We start from the raw sequence: 17231 nt of genomic DNA, 5'->3' as shown, positions 1-17231 counted from the left end.
TTTCCTGCACCCGCATCTGCACGGTTGTGGCACCAGTCTGTTCTTCCGCAAGACTTGGAGAGAACTAAACGGAGCAGAACGAATGAAGTCGCGTACCAAAGTTGTTGTGATCGGTGGTGGAATCGCGGGGTGTTCCACCCTGTATCACCTGACGCAAGAGGGGTGGACCGATGTGGTTCTGGTCGAACGGAACGAACTAACCTCTGGCACGACATGGCATTCGGCCGCGCAGGTGACGAATTTTGGCATGAACCAGACAATGGTGGGGCTGAAATCTCATTCGATCCGTCTGTACAAAGAATTGGCCGACGATCCGGAATACCCGATCAATTATCACCATGGGGACGGTGGGATACGCCTGGCCAACACCGAAGGCCAGATGCAAGGTTACCACCACTTTGCATCCATGGCGCGTGGCATGGATGTGCATTTTGAGGTGATCGATGCCGACGAATGCGCCCGCCGCCACCCTCTGATTTCGACCGACAATCTGATTGGTGGGCTGTGGGATCCGCTGGATGGCGATATCGACCCGGCTCAACTGTGTCAGGCTTTGGCGCGACGGGCTCGGAAGGCCGGTGCCGAAGTCTATCGGAATACGCCAGTTACAGGGCTGGTGCAGCACGGCGATGACACTTGGACTGTGCAGACCGAACATGGCGATATCGACTGTGATATCGTGGTCAATGCCTGTGGTTATCGGGTCAACGAGGTAGGGGCAATGATGGGTGTCCATCATCCGGTGTCTTCGATGGAGCACCAGTATTTCCTGACCGAAGAAATTTCTGCAATCCGCGATGCGGGCCATCGGATGCCTCTGCTGCGCTGCCCGATCAGCGACTATTACTGCCGACAGGAAAAGAACGGCCTGTTGCTTGGGTTTTATGAGCAGGACTGCAAGACCTGGGGTATGGATGGGATTGATCCGAACTTTGTAAACGCGCTTTGTCCCGACGATCTGGATCGTGTGACAGACGTGTTGGAAGGCGCATTCGCGCGGATGCCAGCATTGATGGAGGCCGGCATTCACACGGTCGTAAACGGGCCGATTACCTACACAATCGACGGGGCGCCGCTGGTGGGGCCTATCCCCGGCAAACGCAACGCGTTTTGCATCATCGGCCTTCGTGCGGGGCTGGGCGAAGGTGGCGGGCATGGGTGGTTGCTCGCCCAGCAAATTGTGCATGGTGAGGCGTGTTACGATACCTGGTGCCTCGACCCTCGTCGGTTTACAGGTCACGCCAATGTGGAATTGACAGCGCTGAAGGCCATCGAAGACTATCAAAACGAATTCCGGTTCCACTTTCCGCATGAACATCGTCCCGCGGGTCGCCTCGCCAAGACAACGCCTTTGACACCGGTGCAGGCGTCTGAAGGGGCTGAATTCACCGTGGTCAATGGTTGGGAGAGGGTGGATTACATCAAACCTTCGCCTGATTTTACGCCGACCCATAGTTTCGGTTTTGACGAAACTTTCGACGTGGTCGCCGCTGAGGTTAGAAACGTGCAAACGGGCGTTGGATTGGCCGAGGTGAACGGGTTCAATAGGATCGAAATCACAGGTGCAGACCGACATGCCTTTCTGGACAGGGTGTTCTGCGGGCCTGTCACCCGGCGCGAGGCGCGGGTAGGGCTGGGGTACCTGCTGAACCATCACGGTATGGTCAAGGCCGAGGCTACGGTCGCCAATCTTCCAGCCAGCGACCGGGGGCTGGCGCGTGTTTGGTATGGCTCGGCCGCGGCAAGTGAATTTCATGACATGGATTGGCTTCGTCAGAACATGCAAGGCGATGAAGATGTTCATCTGCGCAGCCTTACAAATGATCAAACCATACTTGTCCTCGCAGGCCCCAAAGCGCGGCTCGTTTTGTCAGCCTGCGCACGCGGCGATTGGTCGGCCGAGGTTTTCCCATGGCTCAATGTCCGGGAGTGCTTTGTTGGCATCGCCCCGGCCACGGTCATGAATCTCAGCTTTTCCGGTGAGTTGGCCTATGAGATCCATGTCCCCAACGCGTCGCTCTACGCGGCCTATCTTGCGTTGCGGCAGGCAGGAGAGGCGCACGGGATGAGACTGTTTGGCGCGCGGGCCGTGGAAACGATGCGGATGGAGAAAAGTTTCCTTCATTGGAAAGCCGACCTGATCACCGAATTCGATCCTTTTGAAACCGGCTTGGACAGGTTCGTCCGCTTAAACAAGGGCGATTTTGTCGGACGCGCAGCGTTGCTGAAAAGGCAATCGGATGGTCCACGAAAAAAGCTTGTTTCGCTTCAGATACTCTCAAAGTCCGGCCCTGCAAACCCCGGAGCTTCGCTGATGCAAGGGGATCAGGTTGTGGGCACCATCACGTCCGGCGAATGGGGGCACCGCACCGGGTTGAACCTTGCTCATGCATTTGTCGACCCCGCCTTCTCGGGTATCGGCCACGAAATGGAGTTGGACAGTTGCGGTCAGCGTGTGCGCGCAACTGTCATTCCGGCGTGCCCATATGATCCGGAATTTGCCCGGATGAAGGCATAAGCTTCACCCCGAGGTCAATTTCAGCATTGCCGTGGGGGCAAATCTTTGCTTGGCTAGTTTCGGACAAATCGAAACAATGATAGCTGCCAATGTCAAAATCGCTAAGCCTGAGATGGCTGGAAGTTTTCCAATTGATCGCCAAATCCGGGTCGATCCAACAGGTTGCGTCCGAAACAGGTCTGTCAATCAGCACAGTCTCGAACCACTTGCGCAGTTTGGAGAATGCGCTTGGCATTGAGTTGGTCGACCATGGGCGCAGACCCATGGGACTGACGCCCGCAGGCGAGGTCTTTTCGAGGTATGTCCGTGACGGTTTGACCGTTCTGAAACGCGGCGAGGCCGAAATCCGAACGGGCAATTGGCAACACGCAACCGATCTGCGGTTGGCGTTGATTGATGATTTCGACAACCAGATTGCCCCTGATATGGTTCGTTTTCTGGCGCAAGCTCTGCCGCGCTGCAATTTTCGCCACTTTACGCGTCCCAGCCACGAAATCCTTGCCAAGCTGCAGGAACATAAACTGGATGTGGGGGTTGCCACGCGACCACCGGGACGAACCGAAGGGTTGATCGAATACCCATTGATGCGCGATCCGTTCCTTGTCGTGCTTCCCAACAACTTTGACGGTTCGCCTGAAGAGTTGTTTCACCCGGACGCGGATTTACCCTTGCTGCGGTACTCCCGAGACTACGTCATCGGGAAACAAATTGAGATTCAATTGGCGCGTAGCAAGTTCAGTTTGCCGAACAGGTTCGAACTGGAGTGCAATCAGTCCATTATCGGTTTGGTGGCCCAGGGCAGTGGTTGGGCGATCACGACGGCTGCCTGTTTTCACCGGACCCAGCGGTTCCATAACAGCGTCAAGGCAATGCCATTTCCCGGCCGAAATTTCGTGCGAACCGTGTCCCTGTTCACGACCGAAGTTTATCCCGTGACGACCTCGGAACTGATCCAGAAGGTTATGGTGAAACTAATCCGCCAACATTTCACGCGACCGATGTGCGCAAAGCATCCTTGGTTGAAGGACGATTTTCGCACGATGGAGGGCGAAGCGGCTTAGCCGGAGACGGGCTTGCCAAGCGACGGTCGATTTACAACTCTCGTCGCCAGTTGTTCTCCCTCCCCGGCGGTTTGGTTTTCGACCATCTCAATCAATTGCAGGGCTGCTTTGTGTCCCATTTCACGGTGGGGGACATGCACTGTGGTCAGAGCTGGGGAGACGATCCGGGCCAGTTCGATATCATCGAAGCCCGTGATCGAAACATCGCCGGGTACATCAAGCCCCATTTTTTGCGCCTGCCGCAAAGCACCAACGGCTAACACGTCATTACCACATAGGATTGCTGTCGGCGGCGTGGTGGCGTTCATCAGGTCGCTAAAGGCTTTGGCGCCGTTTTCGATTTCATACGACGTTTCGATAACGGTCAGATTGCTGGCCTCAAGTCCACGATCGGCGACTGCTTCCCGGATGCCCTGAACCCTGAGACGGGCGCGGTCATTTCCGTCAACGCGAGCTGATATCACGCCAATCCGAGTGTGCCCCAACCCAATAACGTGACTGGCGAGGTCGAACATCGCCGCGCGATTGTCAAAGCCGACCGAAGGCAGTTTGGAGTTCGGCAGATAAGACCAGGCGACCAAAGCGGGAATATTGCGCTGGTCCAGAAAGTCATAGATCTCGGGAGCTCGGTCATGCCCGATTAGCAGCAACCCGTCGGCCCCACGCGCAATCAAGGTCCGGATTTGTTCTTCTTCGATTTCCGGTTTGTAGGCAGAACTTGAAACCAAAAGCGTATAGCCGTGCTGGTGCAGTTCCTCCTGAAAGGCCTGAAGGCCCCGCGCAAAAATCGCGTTTTCCATGGTAGGAATGATCGCGCCGATGGTGAACGACCGCTTGGCGGCCATTACGCGGGCTGCAAAGTTTGGCGTGTACCCAAGCGCATCAACTGCGGATTGTACGCGTTCACGGGTCGCTTCGACCACCCGGTCCGGACTGTTGAGGCACCGCGACACAGTGGCCGTCGAAACACCTGCCATTTTTGCCACATCATCCAGTGTCGGCGCCGACCGGGGTTTCGCCATTTCCAAACTCGCAATTTGCTTTTGCTGATAACTCTAAACTCAACTGCGGTGAGAGGGAAGCGATTATGTAAGCGCTTGCATTTTGCATGTAAGCGCTTACAAATGACGTTGGGCCGAATCTGAAAAGGGAGTCCAAGAGATGTTTCTTGCTGCGTCCGCACTCGTGTTTGCCGTCTATTTTGCGAACGTGGCGTTGGGGGCTTTTGCAAACAGCGCCTTTCTTGGTGACGTCGGAGAGATGTTGGTTCTGTTCGCGGCGTCGATCCTGTTCGTTGTCGCAATTCTAAAAAAGGAAGCCGCTCGCGACGCAAAAAGCGATGGCTGATTTTTTGCTTGGGAGGGCACTAAATGAAAAACGATAGAAATGAACTGGCGTCCATCGAACGTCGTAGCTTCCTGAAGCTCAGCGCTAGTGGTTCATTCACTGCTGCGCTGGTTGCAGGTGCCGGTGGCGTCCTGTGGTCGTCGGAAGCTGTGGCGCAGACAGCCAAAGAAGAAAGCGAGCGTGAAAAGGCCGCCGATCATGTCATGACGGTCGCAACCGCATATGTATTGGGCGCTTCGCGCAGCTATCCGATTATGCAGCTTGACCTGAAAGAAAACATCCAGAACGCAACAAACGGGAAAGTGTACGTCAAGCTTGCGCCTGGTGGCCAACTGGGTGCCGGTGGTGCTTTGGTGCAGAAGGTGCAGGGCGGGACGATTCAGGCGGCGCAGCATTCGCTGTCCAACTTCGCACCGTTCGCGTCGACCGTTGACCTTATCAACATGCCGTATCTGTGCGGTTCGAACCAGCGGTTCACCAACCTTGTGCATTCCGACACATGGCAGAACGAAGTTCACCCGAAAGTCGAGGCAGCCGGGTTCAAGGCACTGTTTTATGTGGTGATCGACCCGCGTGTCGTTGCCGTACGTCAGGGCGGTAACGCCATCATCACCCCCGGTGACATGAGCGGCGTGAAGTTCCGCGTTCCCGGCTCGAAAATGCTGCAGCAATACTACCGTATGGTCGGTGCGAACCCGACGCCTGTTGCATGGGGCGAGACGCCCTCGGCAATTAAACAAGGTGTTGCGGATGCGCTCGATCCGTCGGTCGGTGCACTGTACGTCTTCGGCTTCAAAGACATCCTCAGCCATGTGACCTTTACGCAGGCTGTGCCAGACAGTCAGGTCTATTCGTGTAACCTTGAATGGTTCAATTCGATGCCGCCAGACGTTCAGGAAGGCATCATGTGGGGCTCGGAGATGACCAGCCACCAGAACCTCTCCAAAGTGCCGTCGGCCCGCGCCTATGCCATGGCCGAGCTTAATAAGGCCGGAGTGGAATTCCACTCGCTCAACGCAGATCAACTAGCCGAGTGGGAAAGTGTCGGCGGCTATCAAAACGCTGATTGGGATCCATTCAAGACAGAACTGGCCGGGTCGATGGACGCATTTGAGAAACTGGTCGAGGCGGCCGGGACGCAAGGCAAGTACTACGTCCACGACGCCTGATCTTATCCGGTGGGCGTCTTTTGGGCGCCCGCAATCACTCAACAGCAGTCAGGCCTGAAAGGGCCCGAAGCAGAAGGCCACGCCTGACTGTTCTGTCGCCGAGGGAACCGATGACCTTACTAAAAAACATAGATCGCAACGCCGAGCGCTGGCTGCTGCTGGTGTTCTACGTGATGCTGGTCATCACCATGGCCATTGAGGTCCTTCGACGCGAAATCTTCGCTTATTCTTCGATCTGGGGCGAAGAGATCGTTCGGTACTCGTTCATCTATCTGGCCTGGATCGGTGCTGCGGCGGCGGTCAAGGAGCGGGCCCATATCCGCATTGATGTGGTGATGCACTACCTCGGGCCGCGACCGAAGGCGTTGCTCTATATCTTTGGCGACCTTGTGATGTTCGTGGTCGCTGTGATTGCGCTTTACTGGTCGTACGAGGCGGTTCACGTCTCGGCAAAGTTCGGGTCAGTTACAGATGGCCTTCGGGTGTCGAAGGTCTGGTTCCTGATGGCTGTTCCGACCGGCTTTGCGCTGATGATTTGGCGCCTGATCCAATCGTTTTTACGCGATTTCAAATCCCTTCGCGACGGCACGCCCGTCTTCGAAGGCGACAAACTGTTTGACTGAGGGGAAACGGAATGCTCTGGAACTCTCTCAATCAAACGGTCGAGCTCGGCTGGGATTTTTACCTACCTGTCATCCTGTTCGTTGGCTTGATTGCCATGGCAGTTCCGGTCTGGGCCGCAATCGGTTCTGCCGCCATCGTCATGCTGATCATGTCCGGCGACCTTCCGCTGAGCCTTGTGGGCGAAAGCCTGTTTACCGGCATCGATGCTTTTGCCCTGACAGCTGTACCTTTGTTCATCCTGACCGGCGACGTGTTGGTCCGGACCGGCCTTTCGCGAAAGTTTCTTGATGTGGCCGAGGCGCTGACCTGCTTTACAAAAGGCGGGTTTGGCTCGGCTACCGTTCTTGTGTGCGGAATGTTCGCGGCCATTTCGGGTTCCGACGCCGCCGGTGCTGCTGCTGTGGGCCGTATGACCATCAATCGGTTGGTCGAAAGCGGCTATCCCCGTCCTTACGCCTGTGCGCTGGTTGCGGCTGGTGCCTGTACGGGCATCCTGATCCCGCCGTCCATTGCGTATATCATCATCGGCCTTGTGCTGGGTATATCCGCCTCGACCCTGTTTCTGGCAGCCCTGATACCCGGTCTTGCCATCCTGGTTTCAATCCTGATCACCAACCTCATAGTGAACCGCATTTATCACTATGAAGACGGCGGTATGATGACGTTGGGTGAGTGGCTGGCCAATCTGGGCAAGGCTCTGAAATCGGGGTGGTATGCATTTATCGTGCCAGGGATTATCTTCTATGGCATCTTCTCAGGTCGTCTGACCCCGACCGAGGCTGGCGCCACTGCAGTGGTCGTGACCATCATCATGGGTTTCATTCTGCGTACGCTGACCCTGGCTGACTTTCCGTCGATGCTGGTCAGTTCGGCTAAGGTGAACGGCGTTATCCTTCCGATCATTGCCTTTTCGGCTCCGCTGGCCGAGGCGTTGGCGATCATGGGCGTGCCTCAAGGGTTTGTCGCCTCAATCACTTCGCTGACCGAAGATCCATACGTGTTGATCCTGCTGATGATCGGCATTCTGATCGCTGCTGGCTGCGTTATGGAAACGACGCCCAATATCGTGATCCTTGCTCCAATCCTGAAACCGCTGGCCGACAATATCGGCATGAACGAAATCCAGTTCTGCATCATGATGATCACCGCACTGGGCGTCGGCTTCATTACGCCGCCCCTTGGCCTTAACCTGTTCGTCGTATCTGGCATTACAGGTGAGTCCATTCTGAAGATTGCGGCCCGTGCGGTACCGTTCGTATTAACAATGCTGATCGTGGTTCTTCTGATAGCCTACGTTCCTGCGGTTTCGACCACATTGCTTCCTGAAATCTACCAATAGGACCTGTTGAATATGCCTCGCGACTATCTGAAAAAGGCGACCCTGACGGCTCAATCTCATGCCTCCGAAGTGCATGACACCGTGAAGACTATCCTTGCCGACATTGAGGTTGGTGGGGACGCTAAAGCGCTGGAATACGCAGTTAAATTCGACAAGTTTGATGGAAACGTGTTGATGACCGCAGACGAGATCGAGGCCGCCTGCGCGCTTGTCCCCGAAAGGCTCAAGGCGGATATTCGGTTTGCTCACGACAACGTTCGTCGATTTGCCGAAACCCAGAAAGCTACGGTGTCTGATGTGCAGATGGAGATCGTGCCGGGATTTGTGGCGGGCCAGAAGGCAATTCCCGTGGACGCGGCGGGCTGCTACGTGCCCGGTGGGCGTTACAGCCATATCGCCAGCGCCATTATGACCGTGACCACAGCCAAGGTTGCCGGGTGCCGCCACATCACGGCCTGTTCACCGCCACGCCCGGGCGAGGGTGTCGCGCCTGCGATTGTCTATGCGGCACATATCTGCGGAGCGGACAGTATTCTGGCGATGGGTGGCGTTCAGGGCGTCGCCGCCATGACCTATGGCCTGTTCGGTCTGCCGCGCGCCAACATCCTTGTCGGCCCGGGCAACCAGTTCGTGGCCGAGGCCAAGCGAATTCTATACGGCAAAGTTGGCATCGACATGATTGCCGGGCCGACAGACAGTTTGATCCTTGCAGACAAAACATCGGACCCGCACGTGGTTGCGACGGACTTGGTCAGCCAGGCAGAACATGGATACAACTCGCCGGTCTGGCTGGTGACGGATGATCGCGATCTTGCACTAAAGGTCATGGAACTGGTTCCGACACTGATCGATGATTTGCCCGAACTGAACCGGGAGAACGCCTTTGCTGCGTGGCGCGATTATGCGGAAGTCATCGTCTGCTCGGACCGCGAGGAAATGGCGGCCTGTTCGGACGAATACGCGCCTGAACACCTGACCGTACAGGCAGAGGATCTGGATTGGTGGCTGGGTCGTCTGACCTGCTATGGCTCGTTGTTTTTGGGTGAAGAAACCACGGTGTCTTATGGTGACAAGGCGACGGGAACGAACCACGTCCTGCCGACTTCCGGGGCAGCAAGCTATACTGGTGGATTGAGTGTTCACAAGTACATGAAGATCGTCACTTGGCAACGGGCGACGCGGGAAGGTTCGAAATCCATCGCTGAAGCAACTGCCCGTATTTCCCGACTGGAGGGCATGGAAGGGCACGCGCGGGCAGCAGACGTGCGCCTTGCCAAGTATTTCCCTGACGAACAGTTTGACCTGACAGCTGATGGATGATCCGCGCACGCTGTTTGACCTGACGGGACGGGTGGCGTGCGTGACTGGCGCGAGCTCGGGCCTGGGCCGTCGTGTGGCGCTGGTTCTGGCCTCTGCGGGCGCGCATGTGGTTGGTGTCGCGCGTCGGCGTGAGGCTTTGGACAGTTTGCAGGCCGAAGGCGGTGATAGTGTGGCGACAGTCGTCGCGGACGTGGCGGATCGGTCGCGTGTTTCGACGCTTGCCAAAGAGATCGCAGCTGGTTTTGGGCCACCCGACATCATTGTGCATGCGGCTGGGATTAACATGCGTGAAGTAGCCGATGATGTCACCGGTGAGGGCTGGGACACGACCCTTGAGTTGAACCTGAGCGCTCCGTTCTTTCTGAGCCAGGCCTTGGTGCCCGCGATGAAGGAACGCGGATGGGGGCGGATCGTGAATTTCGCCTCGCTTCAGACGACGCGCGCTTTTCCCGGCGGTATCGCATATGGTGCTAGCAAAGCCGGGATCGGACAATTGACACGGGCTATGGCTGAGGCTTGGTCTTCTCACGGCATTACCGCAAACGCTATAGGGCCGGGGTTTTTTCCGACTGAGCTGACGCAGGCCGTGTTTGATGATGCCGACCGGGCAACTCGTAACGCGGCGCAAACCTGTATGAACCGGAACGGGCGGATGGAAGATATCGATGGTCCGATCCTGTTTTTGTGCTCAAAGGCGTCAGATTACGTGACCGGACAAGTTCTGATGGTCGACGGAGGATTTACGGCGAAATGAAAGCGCTTGTTTATCAAGGAGTTGAACATCTTGTTTACGAGGATGTCCCGGATGCCGCACCCGATATCGGAGAGCAACTGATCCGGGTCGAAGCCGTGGGGATATGTGGCTCGGATATGCACGCCTATCTCGGCCACGATGCGCGCCGTCCGGCACCGCTTGTTCTTGGCCACGAAGCCGCAGGAACAATCGTCGGCGGAGCCCGCGACGGAACGCGTGTGACGATAAACCCGCTGGTGACGTGTGGTGTCTGTCTGGCGTGTGAGGCAGGCCGTGAAAACCTGTGCCCTAATCGGCAGATCATCTCGATGCCACCGCGTGAAGGGGCCTTTGCCCAATATGTCGCCATGCCAGATGTAAATCTGGTTGAGGTACCGGACCACGTAACGTTTCAGCAAGCTGCTCTGGCTGAGCCACTTGCGGTTAGCTGGCATGCAGTTCGTTTGGGGCTAGAGGCGCTGCATCAGGGAATGGCGCGTGATGCACTGGTGATTGGCGGTGGCGCAATTGGTGTGGCCGCAGCTTTGGCTCTGGCGGCTGGTGACTTCGACGATGTTGTCATTGTTGAGCCGAATGACGTACGGCGCGCCTATTTGGAAAGTTTGGGCACTTTCAATGTCGTCGAGTCCACTGATGATTTGTTTTCACTGGTCGTCGATGCAGTGGGGTTTTCTGCAACTCGCGCCGCTGCGTCTCATCACGTGCAGCCGGGCGGCGTGATTGTGCATGTGGGGCTGGGCGAGGATGCGGGTGGTTTGGACATACGTCGTATGACCTTGCAGGAAATCACATTTATCGGCACCTATACATATACTGCCGAGGATTTTCGAAAAACCGCGCAGGCGATTTTCGACGGTCGTTTGGGTCTGTTGGACTGGGTCGAGGAAAGGGCCTTGTCTGATGCCGCCGACGCCTTTCGGGACTTGCGGAAGGGTGCGGTTGCAGCGCCCAAGATCATCCTCGCACCCTGGGACTAGACCAGGCAGAAACGGAGGTATTCATGTACAAAAAAATTCTCGTACCAATGGCGTTGGATCATGGGATTTCGCCGCACACCCTGGAAATCGCCAAAGCCTTGTCGGCAGAAGGGGCCGAGATTGTAGCCCTGCATGTCTACGAGATGCCTCAGGGTTCAGTTAGTGCCTATCTCGACAAGGATGTCGTTGCAGAAGGTTTTCGCGCGGCACGTAACTTGTTGCGGGAAAAAGTATCGGGGCTTGAAGGTGTTCAGGCTGAGATTGTCAAAGGTCACACCGCCCGAACGGTGATCGATTTTGCGACCCAAAACAAATTTGACTGCATCGTCATCGGTTCGCACCAACCAGGCGTCAGCGACTATTTTCTGGGATCGACCGCATCGCGCGTCGTCCGTCATGCGCCTTGCGCCGTGCATGTGCACCGCAGGCTTTAACCCGTAAATCGCGCCAAATGCGCCCTAAACAGGACGAACTATTAGGACATGAACATAGACAAAAAGATCACCGATGATCTGGTGGCCAACGACATTTCGTTTGTCACTACGGTCCCGTGCAAACAACTGGCCGGCGTCATTGACGAAATCGACGCACGTGAGGGTGTTTTTCACATCCCTTCGAACAAAGAAGATGAAGGTATGGGCCTGTGCGCTGGTGCCTGGATGGGCGGTAAGCGTCCTGCGATTATCATGCAGAACACGGCCATTGGCGTAACCATCAACACGTTAGCGACGTTGATCCAGTATTACCGGATGCCTTTGCCCATGCTGATCTCATACCGCGGAGAGCTGCGCGAACCCGTCGCCTGCCAGGTTGAAATGGCGGTCCATACCAAGGCGCTTTTGGCACAGATGAATATTCCGACCTACCACTTCCATCATCAATCGGATGTCGAGGAACTGGATGCGATCCTGAAATACACCTTTATGTGCAACAAGCCGGTTGCGATCCTGACCGACGCCAATTTCTGGGGAGGCTATGGCGACCAATGATCCGTTCTGAGATTCTTAAAGAAATCGCTCCGATCCTGCGAGATCAACTAGTTGTCTGCAATATCGGCATCCCCAGTCAAGAGCTGCACGCCATCGATGATCAACCCACCAATTTCTACATGCTGGGCACTATGGGGCTGGCTTCAAGCATTGGCCTGGGTCTGGCCTTGTCGCAGCCAAAGCCGGTCATCGTGATCGATGGCGACGGGTCTATCCTGACTAATCTCGGTACCCTGCCGACCATTGCCAACAACGTGGCCGACAACTACATCTTGCTGATTGTCGACAACGGATCTTATGGATCGACTGGGGATCAGCCGACTTACGCGGGCAAGAAGACATCGCTGGCTGCTGTGGCGCAAGCTTGCGGCTGCGATAATGTGGTCGAGTGTCAGGCCGAGGAAACTGGCGCCGCGTTACAGGCAGCGCTAGACAGCGGCAAAATGACCATTATTGTCAGCAAGTGCGAAAGCGGTAATGCCAAAATGCCAGTTATCACGATGGACCCGGTAGTGATCCGCGACCGCTTTATGAAGGCTGTTCAGGCGTCCTAACTCAAACTGTCAACGCACGTTTCGCTTACGCCGTCCCTTCGGGGCGGCGTTTTTCGTGGCCGGTCGCACTCCGTTTAATGCGGGTTCCTGAATGTGATGTGGCGCTACATAAAGTGCCTTTCAAACACATTTTAAGGAGTTTCATCGCAAGGGAGGAATTATGAAATTCAAAGTGTTTTCGCAACGCGCACTTATTGGCGCTGGCCTGTTGATGGTTGGCATAACATCGGCGCAGTCCCAGATCCGCGAGGAAAGTCAGGGCATGGTTTTGCTGCGCAGTTTGCCAACGCTGGATACAAGTTACAGTATCGCGACTGTCGAGCTGGATCCGGAATCTGACCAGTTTGGCGAGATCCTCAGCGAAGTCGAGCAACCCTATATTCAGCATCCTTTGCATCACCTCTACTACAGCCAAAATGGCCTGGAACAGGGAGGTCGGCTACAAATTCGTTGTGATGGAAGGGGGCCTGCGCATCGGCGAGGAGGTTTCTCCGCTGGTCTATCACGTGGGATTTTCGGAAAACGCGCGTGAGGTCGATATCCATTTGCCGCCGGATATCGGTGCCGAGGGCGATGTGGATCTGCACGTCAGTGTCGATGTTGCAAAGCTATTTGACGGGTCTTCGCAAATTGACATGCAAAGGCTCTTATCGGTCAAATTTAACCGCGAAGACGCTGCCATGCTGGCCGACAATTACGCGACCATGCTGGCCCCGATATATCCGTAAATTCGGATCAGCCAGAACGTGAAAGGCCCCAAAAGCCTCTCAGAACCGATAGGTCGCGCCGATCAGCGGGCCGGACTGTTCAAACGTGAAATCGTTACCGTCAATTTCGTGATCGAAGGAGATATAGCGATAACCGCCGCGGATCACCCATCTGTCGTTGATTTCATAATCCGCAGTTAGTAAGACCTGCCACGTTTCGCTGTCGCTGCTGAAGCCGCCGTAGTCAAAAAAGCCTGTGCCGGACCACCTGTCGTTGAATGCGACGCGGGCTCTGACCCCGATGACAGGGTCTGTCCAGCTTTCATCAACATTGACGGACAGGCCGGGCGTCGTTCCCGGAAGAACGGTGAAATCGGTCTGTGTGCGAAACCAACGGAAGCCGCCGACCAAGTCCACATAGGAAGTATCTGTAGTATAGGCGCGGTACCCTACATAGCCGCTGAAAAATTGCGTTGTGAGAGAGGTTTCAAGACCGGAACTAGCCGGACCGGGTGTGTCATTGCTGAAAGAGACGTCCACATAGTTGTAATCGGCCAAAAGTGACCATCGCCCGTTCGATGCACCAAAGACGCCCATGAAGGCCAGATCGAGATTTTCTAGCGCGTCAGAGAAACTGAGCGTTCCATCGACAGTGCCCCGAGCTGTTTCTTGCGTAACCTCAGTTTCAGGCATGAACAGGTATATTGTCGCCTCATAAGACCAATCGGACTGCTGTGCCACAGTGGCCGTCGTCATTGGCATCCACGATGCCACGGCCATTGCGCTGATTGTTATTACCCTCTTAAAGTCCATTTGATCCTCCGTTTGTTCCAATTCGGCAATCTGAATTGCTTGCTCATTTATTCAGCGGCTTCGCCGGACTGTTGCGCACGAGGCCCGACGCGGTTGATATCCGTTTCCGGAAAGAACTCGGACCAGACATGCCAGAAAACACCTGCTCGCAAGGTCTCGACGCGCTGCAACTTTCCCTGGTCGGACATCCCCCAGAAATCGCAACGTGTGATGGGTTGACTTCTGTCATTGTACCAAACGCCCAGGCTTTCGTACTTTGGGTCCAGACTAACAACTACGTCGCGGCCACCGACATTTGCGTTTATAATCCAATCGTTTTCGACTACGAAATCATCAGTCCAACAGGCGGCATCGTTGCCGATTGTAATCCCCCAGACGTAGGTCTTGTTCGGCAACCGGTCGTCCGATCGGTCCATGTTGTCCATGACGGGCGCATCTTCCTGATGCTGGCGCGCTATCCCCCATCCAAATGTGATCTCGGTCACCATGTCCAGCAATCGCAAGAATGGGTTCGACGAAGGCTTGTTCAAATAGACTTCGCCATCGGGAAACGCTTTTTGAAATCCGCGGAACGTCATACGGTAAGTGGGCCAGGGTTGCATCCTTGCCTCAGGTCGCAGGGGGCAGGCGGGTCCGTCCGCGTCGGTATTGCGATCCGCCTCGCGAAACCCATAGATCTGCTGGATCGGCTCCCCAGTTTCATTGTCTCGCAGGATCAGGTTATTGCCATGTTGGGCCAGCACCTCGAGGTCCAACCGATTGCCATCGATGCGGGGGGTATATCCTTGCCCAAGATTGGCCATTGCGCAAAACGTCATGATGATATCTTGGCCACCCAGCCCGTCTGAATTGCCGGCTAGATGGGGCCGCATGATTTGCGCATCGGGATGCGCACGGGCGTGGCCGTTGTTTTCAATGACAATGACTGGGGCTGTCGGGCCGATGTATTTTCGCGCCTCTGCAATTGGAAAGAAGGCTGCGTCATTGAGTTGGTTCCTCAGCCCCAAATGGACCCACACATAAGGAAAGCCATACAGAACCAAGACCAGTAGTGCCGCGATCAACCACAGCCAGAACAGGCCGCCCCCCAGAATGAAGTGCGCAAGTGTTGCGACAGCAAAACCGCCCAAACCAACAGCGATCAGGCGGTATTCGTGGCGGATAAACCGAACCATGTTCTTGCGCTTAACCTTAAGCACCATTTGCGAAATGTCGCCAAGATCGCGGAAATAGATGAATCCGATACCCAGCGAGACAACCAGACCCAGAGCGAAAATAATGTTTCCTGCCATGTGGATATTCCAATAGTTCGAAGTTCAAAGCGCCTCGGGGGTTAATCTCCCGAACAAAGGGCGCTTATTTCTGCGCCGCGCCGCGCTTTATCATGAAGGCCTCGACGGCCTGCTGCGTTTCCGGGCGCAAATTGTCGATCCCTTCATAGGGCACGCCATAAGCGGGTGCCGTGTCGGGGAATTTCTCTTTGCGGGCCATATGGCGGCCAAGGATGCGTGCGAATTCCTGCCCGCCCCAGGCGCCAACCTCTGTCGAGACCGAGTATTCTTCGCGCGTGTCCCTGTAGAGGTCAAAGAACTTTGCAAGAATTGCGCTTTCCCCAGGTCCCGGCAGTTTCAACTTCAGCTGGTCTTTCACGACCGCCTCGGGCTTGTTCACCGAATAGACGATGACGTGATCGCGACGGGCCTTGGATTCGTCTGCAAACAATAGAGCGGCAGACTGGTCCACTCCATCTACCAGTCTATCCCGCGGAATGTACTGATCTGCTCCGGCAAAGCGGGACAACGTAGTGTAGAGGTCCGACACATGGATGATGCTGTTGAGCAATCCGTCCGCCTCGATCATACCGGGCCAGCGGATAAAGGCATCGACACGGATGCCGCCTTCGGTCGTGTCGCCCTTGCCACCTGCGTAGATCAGCGGAGTAAACCCGGATTGTGGTGCGTATTTTGTGAAATGACCATTGTCGCCCATGACGACGACCACGGTGTTTTCCGACATTCCCAGTTCATCGAGCCTGCCAAACAGATCGCCCAGCCATTGGTCCAGTAACTGCATTTTGTCCACGTAGAGACCGCCATTCACGCTTTCCGGGCCGGACCGTCCGGCGCGTGTGTTGTCCAGCGGGATCATCGGCCAGTATTGCAGGAAGAATGGGGCGTCCCCTCCTGCGAGACGTTCCAGTTCTTCTAGGGTCTTGTCCTGAAACGCCTGGTTCATCTCGTCATATTTTTCTGCGTTCCAGCGTTCGCCTGGCTCCATCCGAATTTCGCGGACTGGTCCATCGGTTTCGCCCTCAATCACGGTCATCATCGCAGCGGCATCAGGACGGAACCACCCATCGAGTGTATACTTGTCATCAAAGTCCCGGATCGCTACCGAGACCTGCTCTTTGATCGCGTCGTCATTGAAAATAGTCAGTTGCCCCTGCTGATGGATGGCGTGCTGAGCATAGTCGAACCCCTGATTCATGGCCCAGCTTTCCGAGATATCCCCCATGTGCCACTTACCCACATGGCTGGTGGCGTAGCCGGCTTGCTTCAGTACTTCGGCTAAGGTTACCTCATCCCCCGGCAAGCCAAAGCCGGCGATATCCACGGTCGTGTCGCCCATGCCCATACGCACCGGCAACCTGCCGGTCATTTGGGCTACGCGGGTCGGAGTGCACGAAGGTTCGGTATACATCCGAACCATTCTCATGGCCTGATCCGAAAAATCGTTGATGTTAGGCGTTTCGTAACCCCGCACTGCGTTCAACTCGGGGATTCCCATATCTCCAAAGCCCATATCATCGATCAATACGCTGACAATGTTCGGTGGTTTGCCGTTGTTCGTTTCCCGGAATGACGCGAGGGCGTCGTCGACGGCCGCATCATCCTTGGCCCATTGCGGGCCATGCTGTGCTTGAAGGATGTAAAACTCTGCATCGTGTTGAATGGGACTTTCCTGCGCAACAGCCGACGAGACAACGAGGCTAGTCACTACCACAATAAAACAATGCAAATTCATTTCTGTCCCCCCTGGTATGTCTACCGTACAGCGCG

18 protein-coding genes are annotated in these 17231 nt (G+C 55.8%); 13 read left to right on the top strand and 5 right to left on the bottom strand.

All coding sequences use genetic code 11. The features are described from left to right. Nucleotides 1-82 precede the first annotated feature (82 nt). Together GOW92_RS10285 and GOW92_RS10280 are read left to right on the top strand one after the other, a co-directional pair. Nucleotides 83-2518, top strand: coding sequence for a GcvT family protein (locus GOW92_RS10285; protein ID WP_170560477.1), 2436 nt, complete (start codon nucleotides 83-85; stop codon nucleotides 2516-2518). 89 nt (nucleotides 2519-2607) lie between these two features. Beyond that, the gene (locus GOW92_RS10280) at nucleotides 2608-3579 is read left to right on the top strand and encodes a LysR family transcriptional regulator (protein WP_170560475.1); all 972 of its coding nucleotides are present in this window, start codon (nucleotides 2608-2610) and stop codon (nucleotides 3577-3579) included. Here the strand turns inward: GOW92_RS10280 and GOW92_RS10275 are convergent. Further along, nucleotides 3576-4601, bottom strand: coding sequence for a LacI family DNA-binding transcriptional regulator (locus GOW92_RS10275; protein WP_170560473.1), 1026 nt, complete (start codon nucleotides 4599-4601; stop codon nucleotides 3576-3578). The genes GOW92_RS10280 and GOW92_RS10275 overlap by 4 nt on opposite strands. A 139-nt stretch (nucleotides 4602-4740) precedes the next feature. On the opposite strand from GOW92_RS10275, the gene GOW92_RS10270 reads away from it, so the two are divergent. From GOW92_RS10270 to comE, 10 genes are all read left to right on the top strand, one after another. Continuing rightward, nucleotides 4741-4926, top strand: coding sequence for a hypothetical protein (locus GOW92_RS10270; protein ID WP_058275418.1), 186 nt, complete (start codon nucleotides 4741-4743; stop codon nucleotides 4924-4926). 23 nt (nucleotides 4927-4949) lie between these two features. After that, on the top strand, nucleotides 4950-6095 hold the full coding sequence (locus GOW92_RS10265) for a TRAP transporter substrate-binding protein (RefSeq protein WP_170560471.1): 1146 nt from the start codon (nucleotides 4950-4952) through the stop codon (nucleotides 6093-6095). 110 nt (nucleotides 6096-6205) lie between these two features. Continuing rightward, nucleotides 6206-6718, top strand: a complete 513-nt coding sequence (locus GOW92_RS10260; RefSeq protein ID WP_170560469.1) for a TRAP transporter small permease — start codon at nucleotides 6206-6208, stop codon at nucleotides 6716-6718. Between the two features lie 11 nt (nucleotides 6719-6729). After that, nucleotides 6730-8058, top strand: a complete 1329-nt coding sequence (locus tag GOW92_RS10255; protein WP_170560467.1) for a TRAP transporter large permease — start codon at nucleotides 6730-6732, stop codon at nucleotides 8056-8058. Nucleotides 8059-8070: 12 nt separating this feature from the next. Beyond that, complete coding sequence (gene hisD / locus GOW92_RS10250) at nucleotides 8071-9378, top strand: histidinol dehydrogenase (RefSeq protein WP_170560465.1); 1308 nt, start codon at nucleotides 8071-8073, stop codon at nucleotides 9376-9378. Beyond that, entirely contained in the window at nucleotides 9371-10132 is a 762-nt protein-coding gene (locus GOW92_RS10245) for an SDR family NAD(P)-dependent oxidoreductase (RefSeq protein WP_170560462.1), read from the top strand. Before hisD ends, GOW92_RS10245 begins: the two co-directional genes overlap by 8 nt. Beyond that, nucleotides 10129-11109, top strand: coding sequence for a zinc-dependent alcohol dehydrogenase (locus tag GOW92_RS10240; RefSeq protein ID WP_170560460.1), 981 nt, complete (start codon nucleotides 10129-10131; stop codon nucleotides 11107-11109). Before GOW92_RS10245 ends, GOW92_RS10240 begins: the two co-directional genes overlap by 4 nt. A gap of 23 nt (nucleotides 11110-11132) precedes the next feature. Next, a complete protein-coding gene (locus GOW92_RS10235; protein WP_170560458.1) occupies nucleotides 11133-11543 on the top strand; it encodes a universal stress protein in 411 nt (136 codons plus the stop codon). Nucleotides 11544-11591: 48 nt separating this feature from the next. Continuing rightward, entirely contained in the window at nucleotides 11592-12098 is a 507-nt protein-coding gene (locus tag GOW92_RS10230; protein WP_170560456.1) for a sulfopyruvate decarboxylase subunit alpha, read from the top strand. Then, the gene (comE, locus tag GOW92_RS10225) at nucleotides 12095-12652 is read left to right on the top strand and encodes a sulfopyruvate decarboxylase subunit beta (protein ID WP_170560454.1); all 558 of its coding nucleotides are present in this window, start codon (nucleotides 12095-12097) and stop codon (nucleotides 12650-12652) included. The genes GOW92_RS10230 and comE overlap by 4 nt, the downstream gene beginning before the upstream one ends. Nucleotides 12653-12677: 25 nt before the next feature. Here the strand turns inward: comE and GOW92_RS10220 are convergent, their stop codons facing one another. Continuing rightward, a complete protein-coding gene (locus GOW92_RS10220; RefSeq protein ID WP_170560452.1) occupies nucleotides 12678-13040 on the bottom strand; it encodes a hypothetical protein in 363 nt (120 codons plus the stop codon). Nucleotides 13041-13068: 28 nt separating this feature from the next. Here GOW92_RS10220 and GOW92_RS10215 point away from each other — a divergent pair, with 28 nt between their 5' ends. Beyond that, nucleotides 13069-13380 (top strand): MbnP family protein, encoded by a 312-nt coding sequence (locus GOW92_RS10215; RefSeq protein ID WP_170560450.1) that lies wholly within the window; start codon nucleotides 13069-13071, stop codon nucleotides 13378-13380. A 39-nt stretch (nucleotides 13381-13419) separates the two neighbouring features. Here the strand turns inward: GOW92_RS10215 and GOW92_RS10210 are convergent, their stop codons facing one another. The 3 genes from GOW92_RS10210 to GOW92_RS10200 form a co-directional block, all read right to left on the bottom strand. Next, nucleotides 13420-14172: an outer membrane protein gene (locus GOW92_RS10210; protein ID WP_170560448.1), complete on the bottom strand. Its 753-nt coding sequence runs from the start codon at nucleotides 14170-14172 to the stop codon at nucleotides 13420-13422. 47 nt (nucleotides 14173-14219) lie between these two features. Beyond that, nucleotides 14220-15464 carry a DUF3179 domain-containing (seleno)protein gene (locus GOW92_RS10205; RefSeq protein ID WP_170560446.1) on the bottom strand — a complete coding sequence of 415 codons (1245 nt, stop codon included), beginning with the start codon at nucleotides 15462-15464 and terminating at the stop codon, nucleotides 14220-14222. Between the two features lie 64 nt (nucleotides 15465-15528). Further along, nucleotides 15529-17169, bottom strand: a complete 1641-nt coding sequence (locus GOW92_RS10200; protein WP_368040272.1) for a sulfatase-like hydrolase/transferase — start codon at nucleotides 17167-17169, stop codon at nucleotides 15529-15531. Nucleotides 17170-17231: the final 62 nt, after the last annotated feature.

Source organism: Ruegeria atlantica (assembly GCF_013032505.1).
In the GTDB taxonomy this organism is placed as follows: domain Bacteria; phylum Pseudomonadota; class Alphaproteobacteria; order Rhodobacterales; family Rhodobacteraceae; genus Ruegeria; species Ruegeria atlantica_F.
The sequence above is the reverse complement of the archived record's forward strand: the minus strand, read 5'-3'. Positions and strand labels throughout refer to the sequence as shown.

Bases quoted from the DNA above. Each gene is read 5' to 3' on its own strand.
- GOW92_RS10285 (WP_170560477.1), top strand. From the start codon at position 83: ATGAAGTCGCGTACCAAAGTTGTTGTGATCGGTGGTGGAATCGCGGGG.
- GOW92_RS10280 (WP_170560475.1), top strand. From the start codon at position 2,608: ATGTCAAAATCGCTAAGCCTGAGATGGCTGGAAGTTTTCCAATTGATC.
- GOW92_RS10275 (WP_170560473.1), bottom strand. From the start codon at position 4,601: ATGGCGAAACCCCGGTCGGCGCCGACACTGGATGATGTGGCAAAAATG.
- GOW92_RS10270 (WP_058275418.1), top strand. From the start codon at position 4,741: ATGTTTCTTGCTGCGTCCGCACTCGTGTTTGCCGTCTATTTTGCGAAC.
- GOW92_RS10265 (WP_170560471.1), top strand. From the start codon at position 4,950: ATGAAAAACGATAGAAATGAACTGGCGTCCATCGAACGTCGTAGCTTC.
- GOW92_RS10260 (WP_170560469.1), top strand. From the start codon at position 6,206: ATGACCTTACTAAAAAACATAGATCGCAACGCCGAGCGCTGGCTGCTG.
- GOW92_RS10255 (WP_170560467.1), top strand. From the start codon at position 6,730: ATGCTCTGGAACTCTCTCAATCAAACGGTCGAGCTCGGCTGGGATTTT.
- hisD (WP_170560465.1), top strand. From the start codon at position 8,071: ATGCCTCGCGACTATCTGAAAAAGGCGACCCTGACGGCTCAATCTCAT.
- GOW92_RS10245 (WP_170560462.1), top strand. From the start codon at position 9,371: ATGGATGATCCGCGCACGCTGTTTGACCTGACGGGACGGGTGGCGTGC.
- GOW92_RS10240 (WP_170560460.1), top strand. From the start codon at position 10,129: ATGAAAGCGCTTGTTTATCAAGGAGTTGAACATCTTGTTTACGAGGAT.
- GOW92_RS10235 (WP_170560458.1), top strand. From the start codon at position 11,133: ATGTACAAAAAAATTCTCGTACCAATGGCGTTGGATCATGGGATTTCG.
- GOW92_RS10230 (WP_170560456.1), top strand. From the start codon at position 11,592: ATGAACATAGACAAAAAGATCACCGATGATCTGGTGGCCAACGACATT.
- comE (WP_170560454.1), top strand. From the start codon at position 12,095: ATGATCCGTTCTGAGATTCTTAAAGAAATCGCTCCGATCCTGCGAGAT.
- GOW92_RS10220 (WP_170560452.1), bottom strand. From the start codon at position 13,040: ATGCTGAATATAGGGTTGCTCGACTTCGCTGAGGATCTCGCCAAACTG.
- GOW92_RS10215 (WP_170560450.1), top strand. From the start codon at position 13,069: ATGGCCTGGAACAGGGAGGTCGGCTACAAATTCGTTGTGATGGAAGGG.
- GOW92_RS10210 (WP_170560448.1), bottom strand. From the start codon at position 14,172: ATGGACTTTAAGAGGGTAATAACAATCAGCGCAATGGCCGTGGCATCG.
- GOW92_RS10205 (WP_170560446.1), bottom strand. From the start codon at position 15,464: ATGGCAGGAAACATTATTTTCGCTCTGGGTCTGGTTGTCTCGCTGGGT.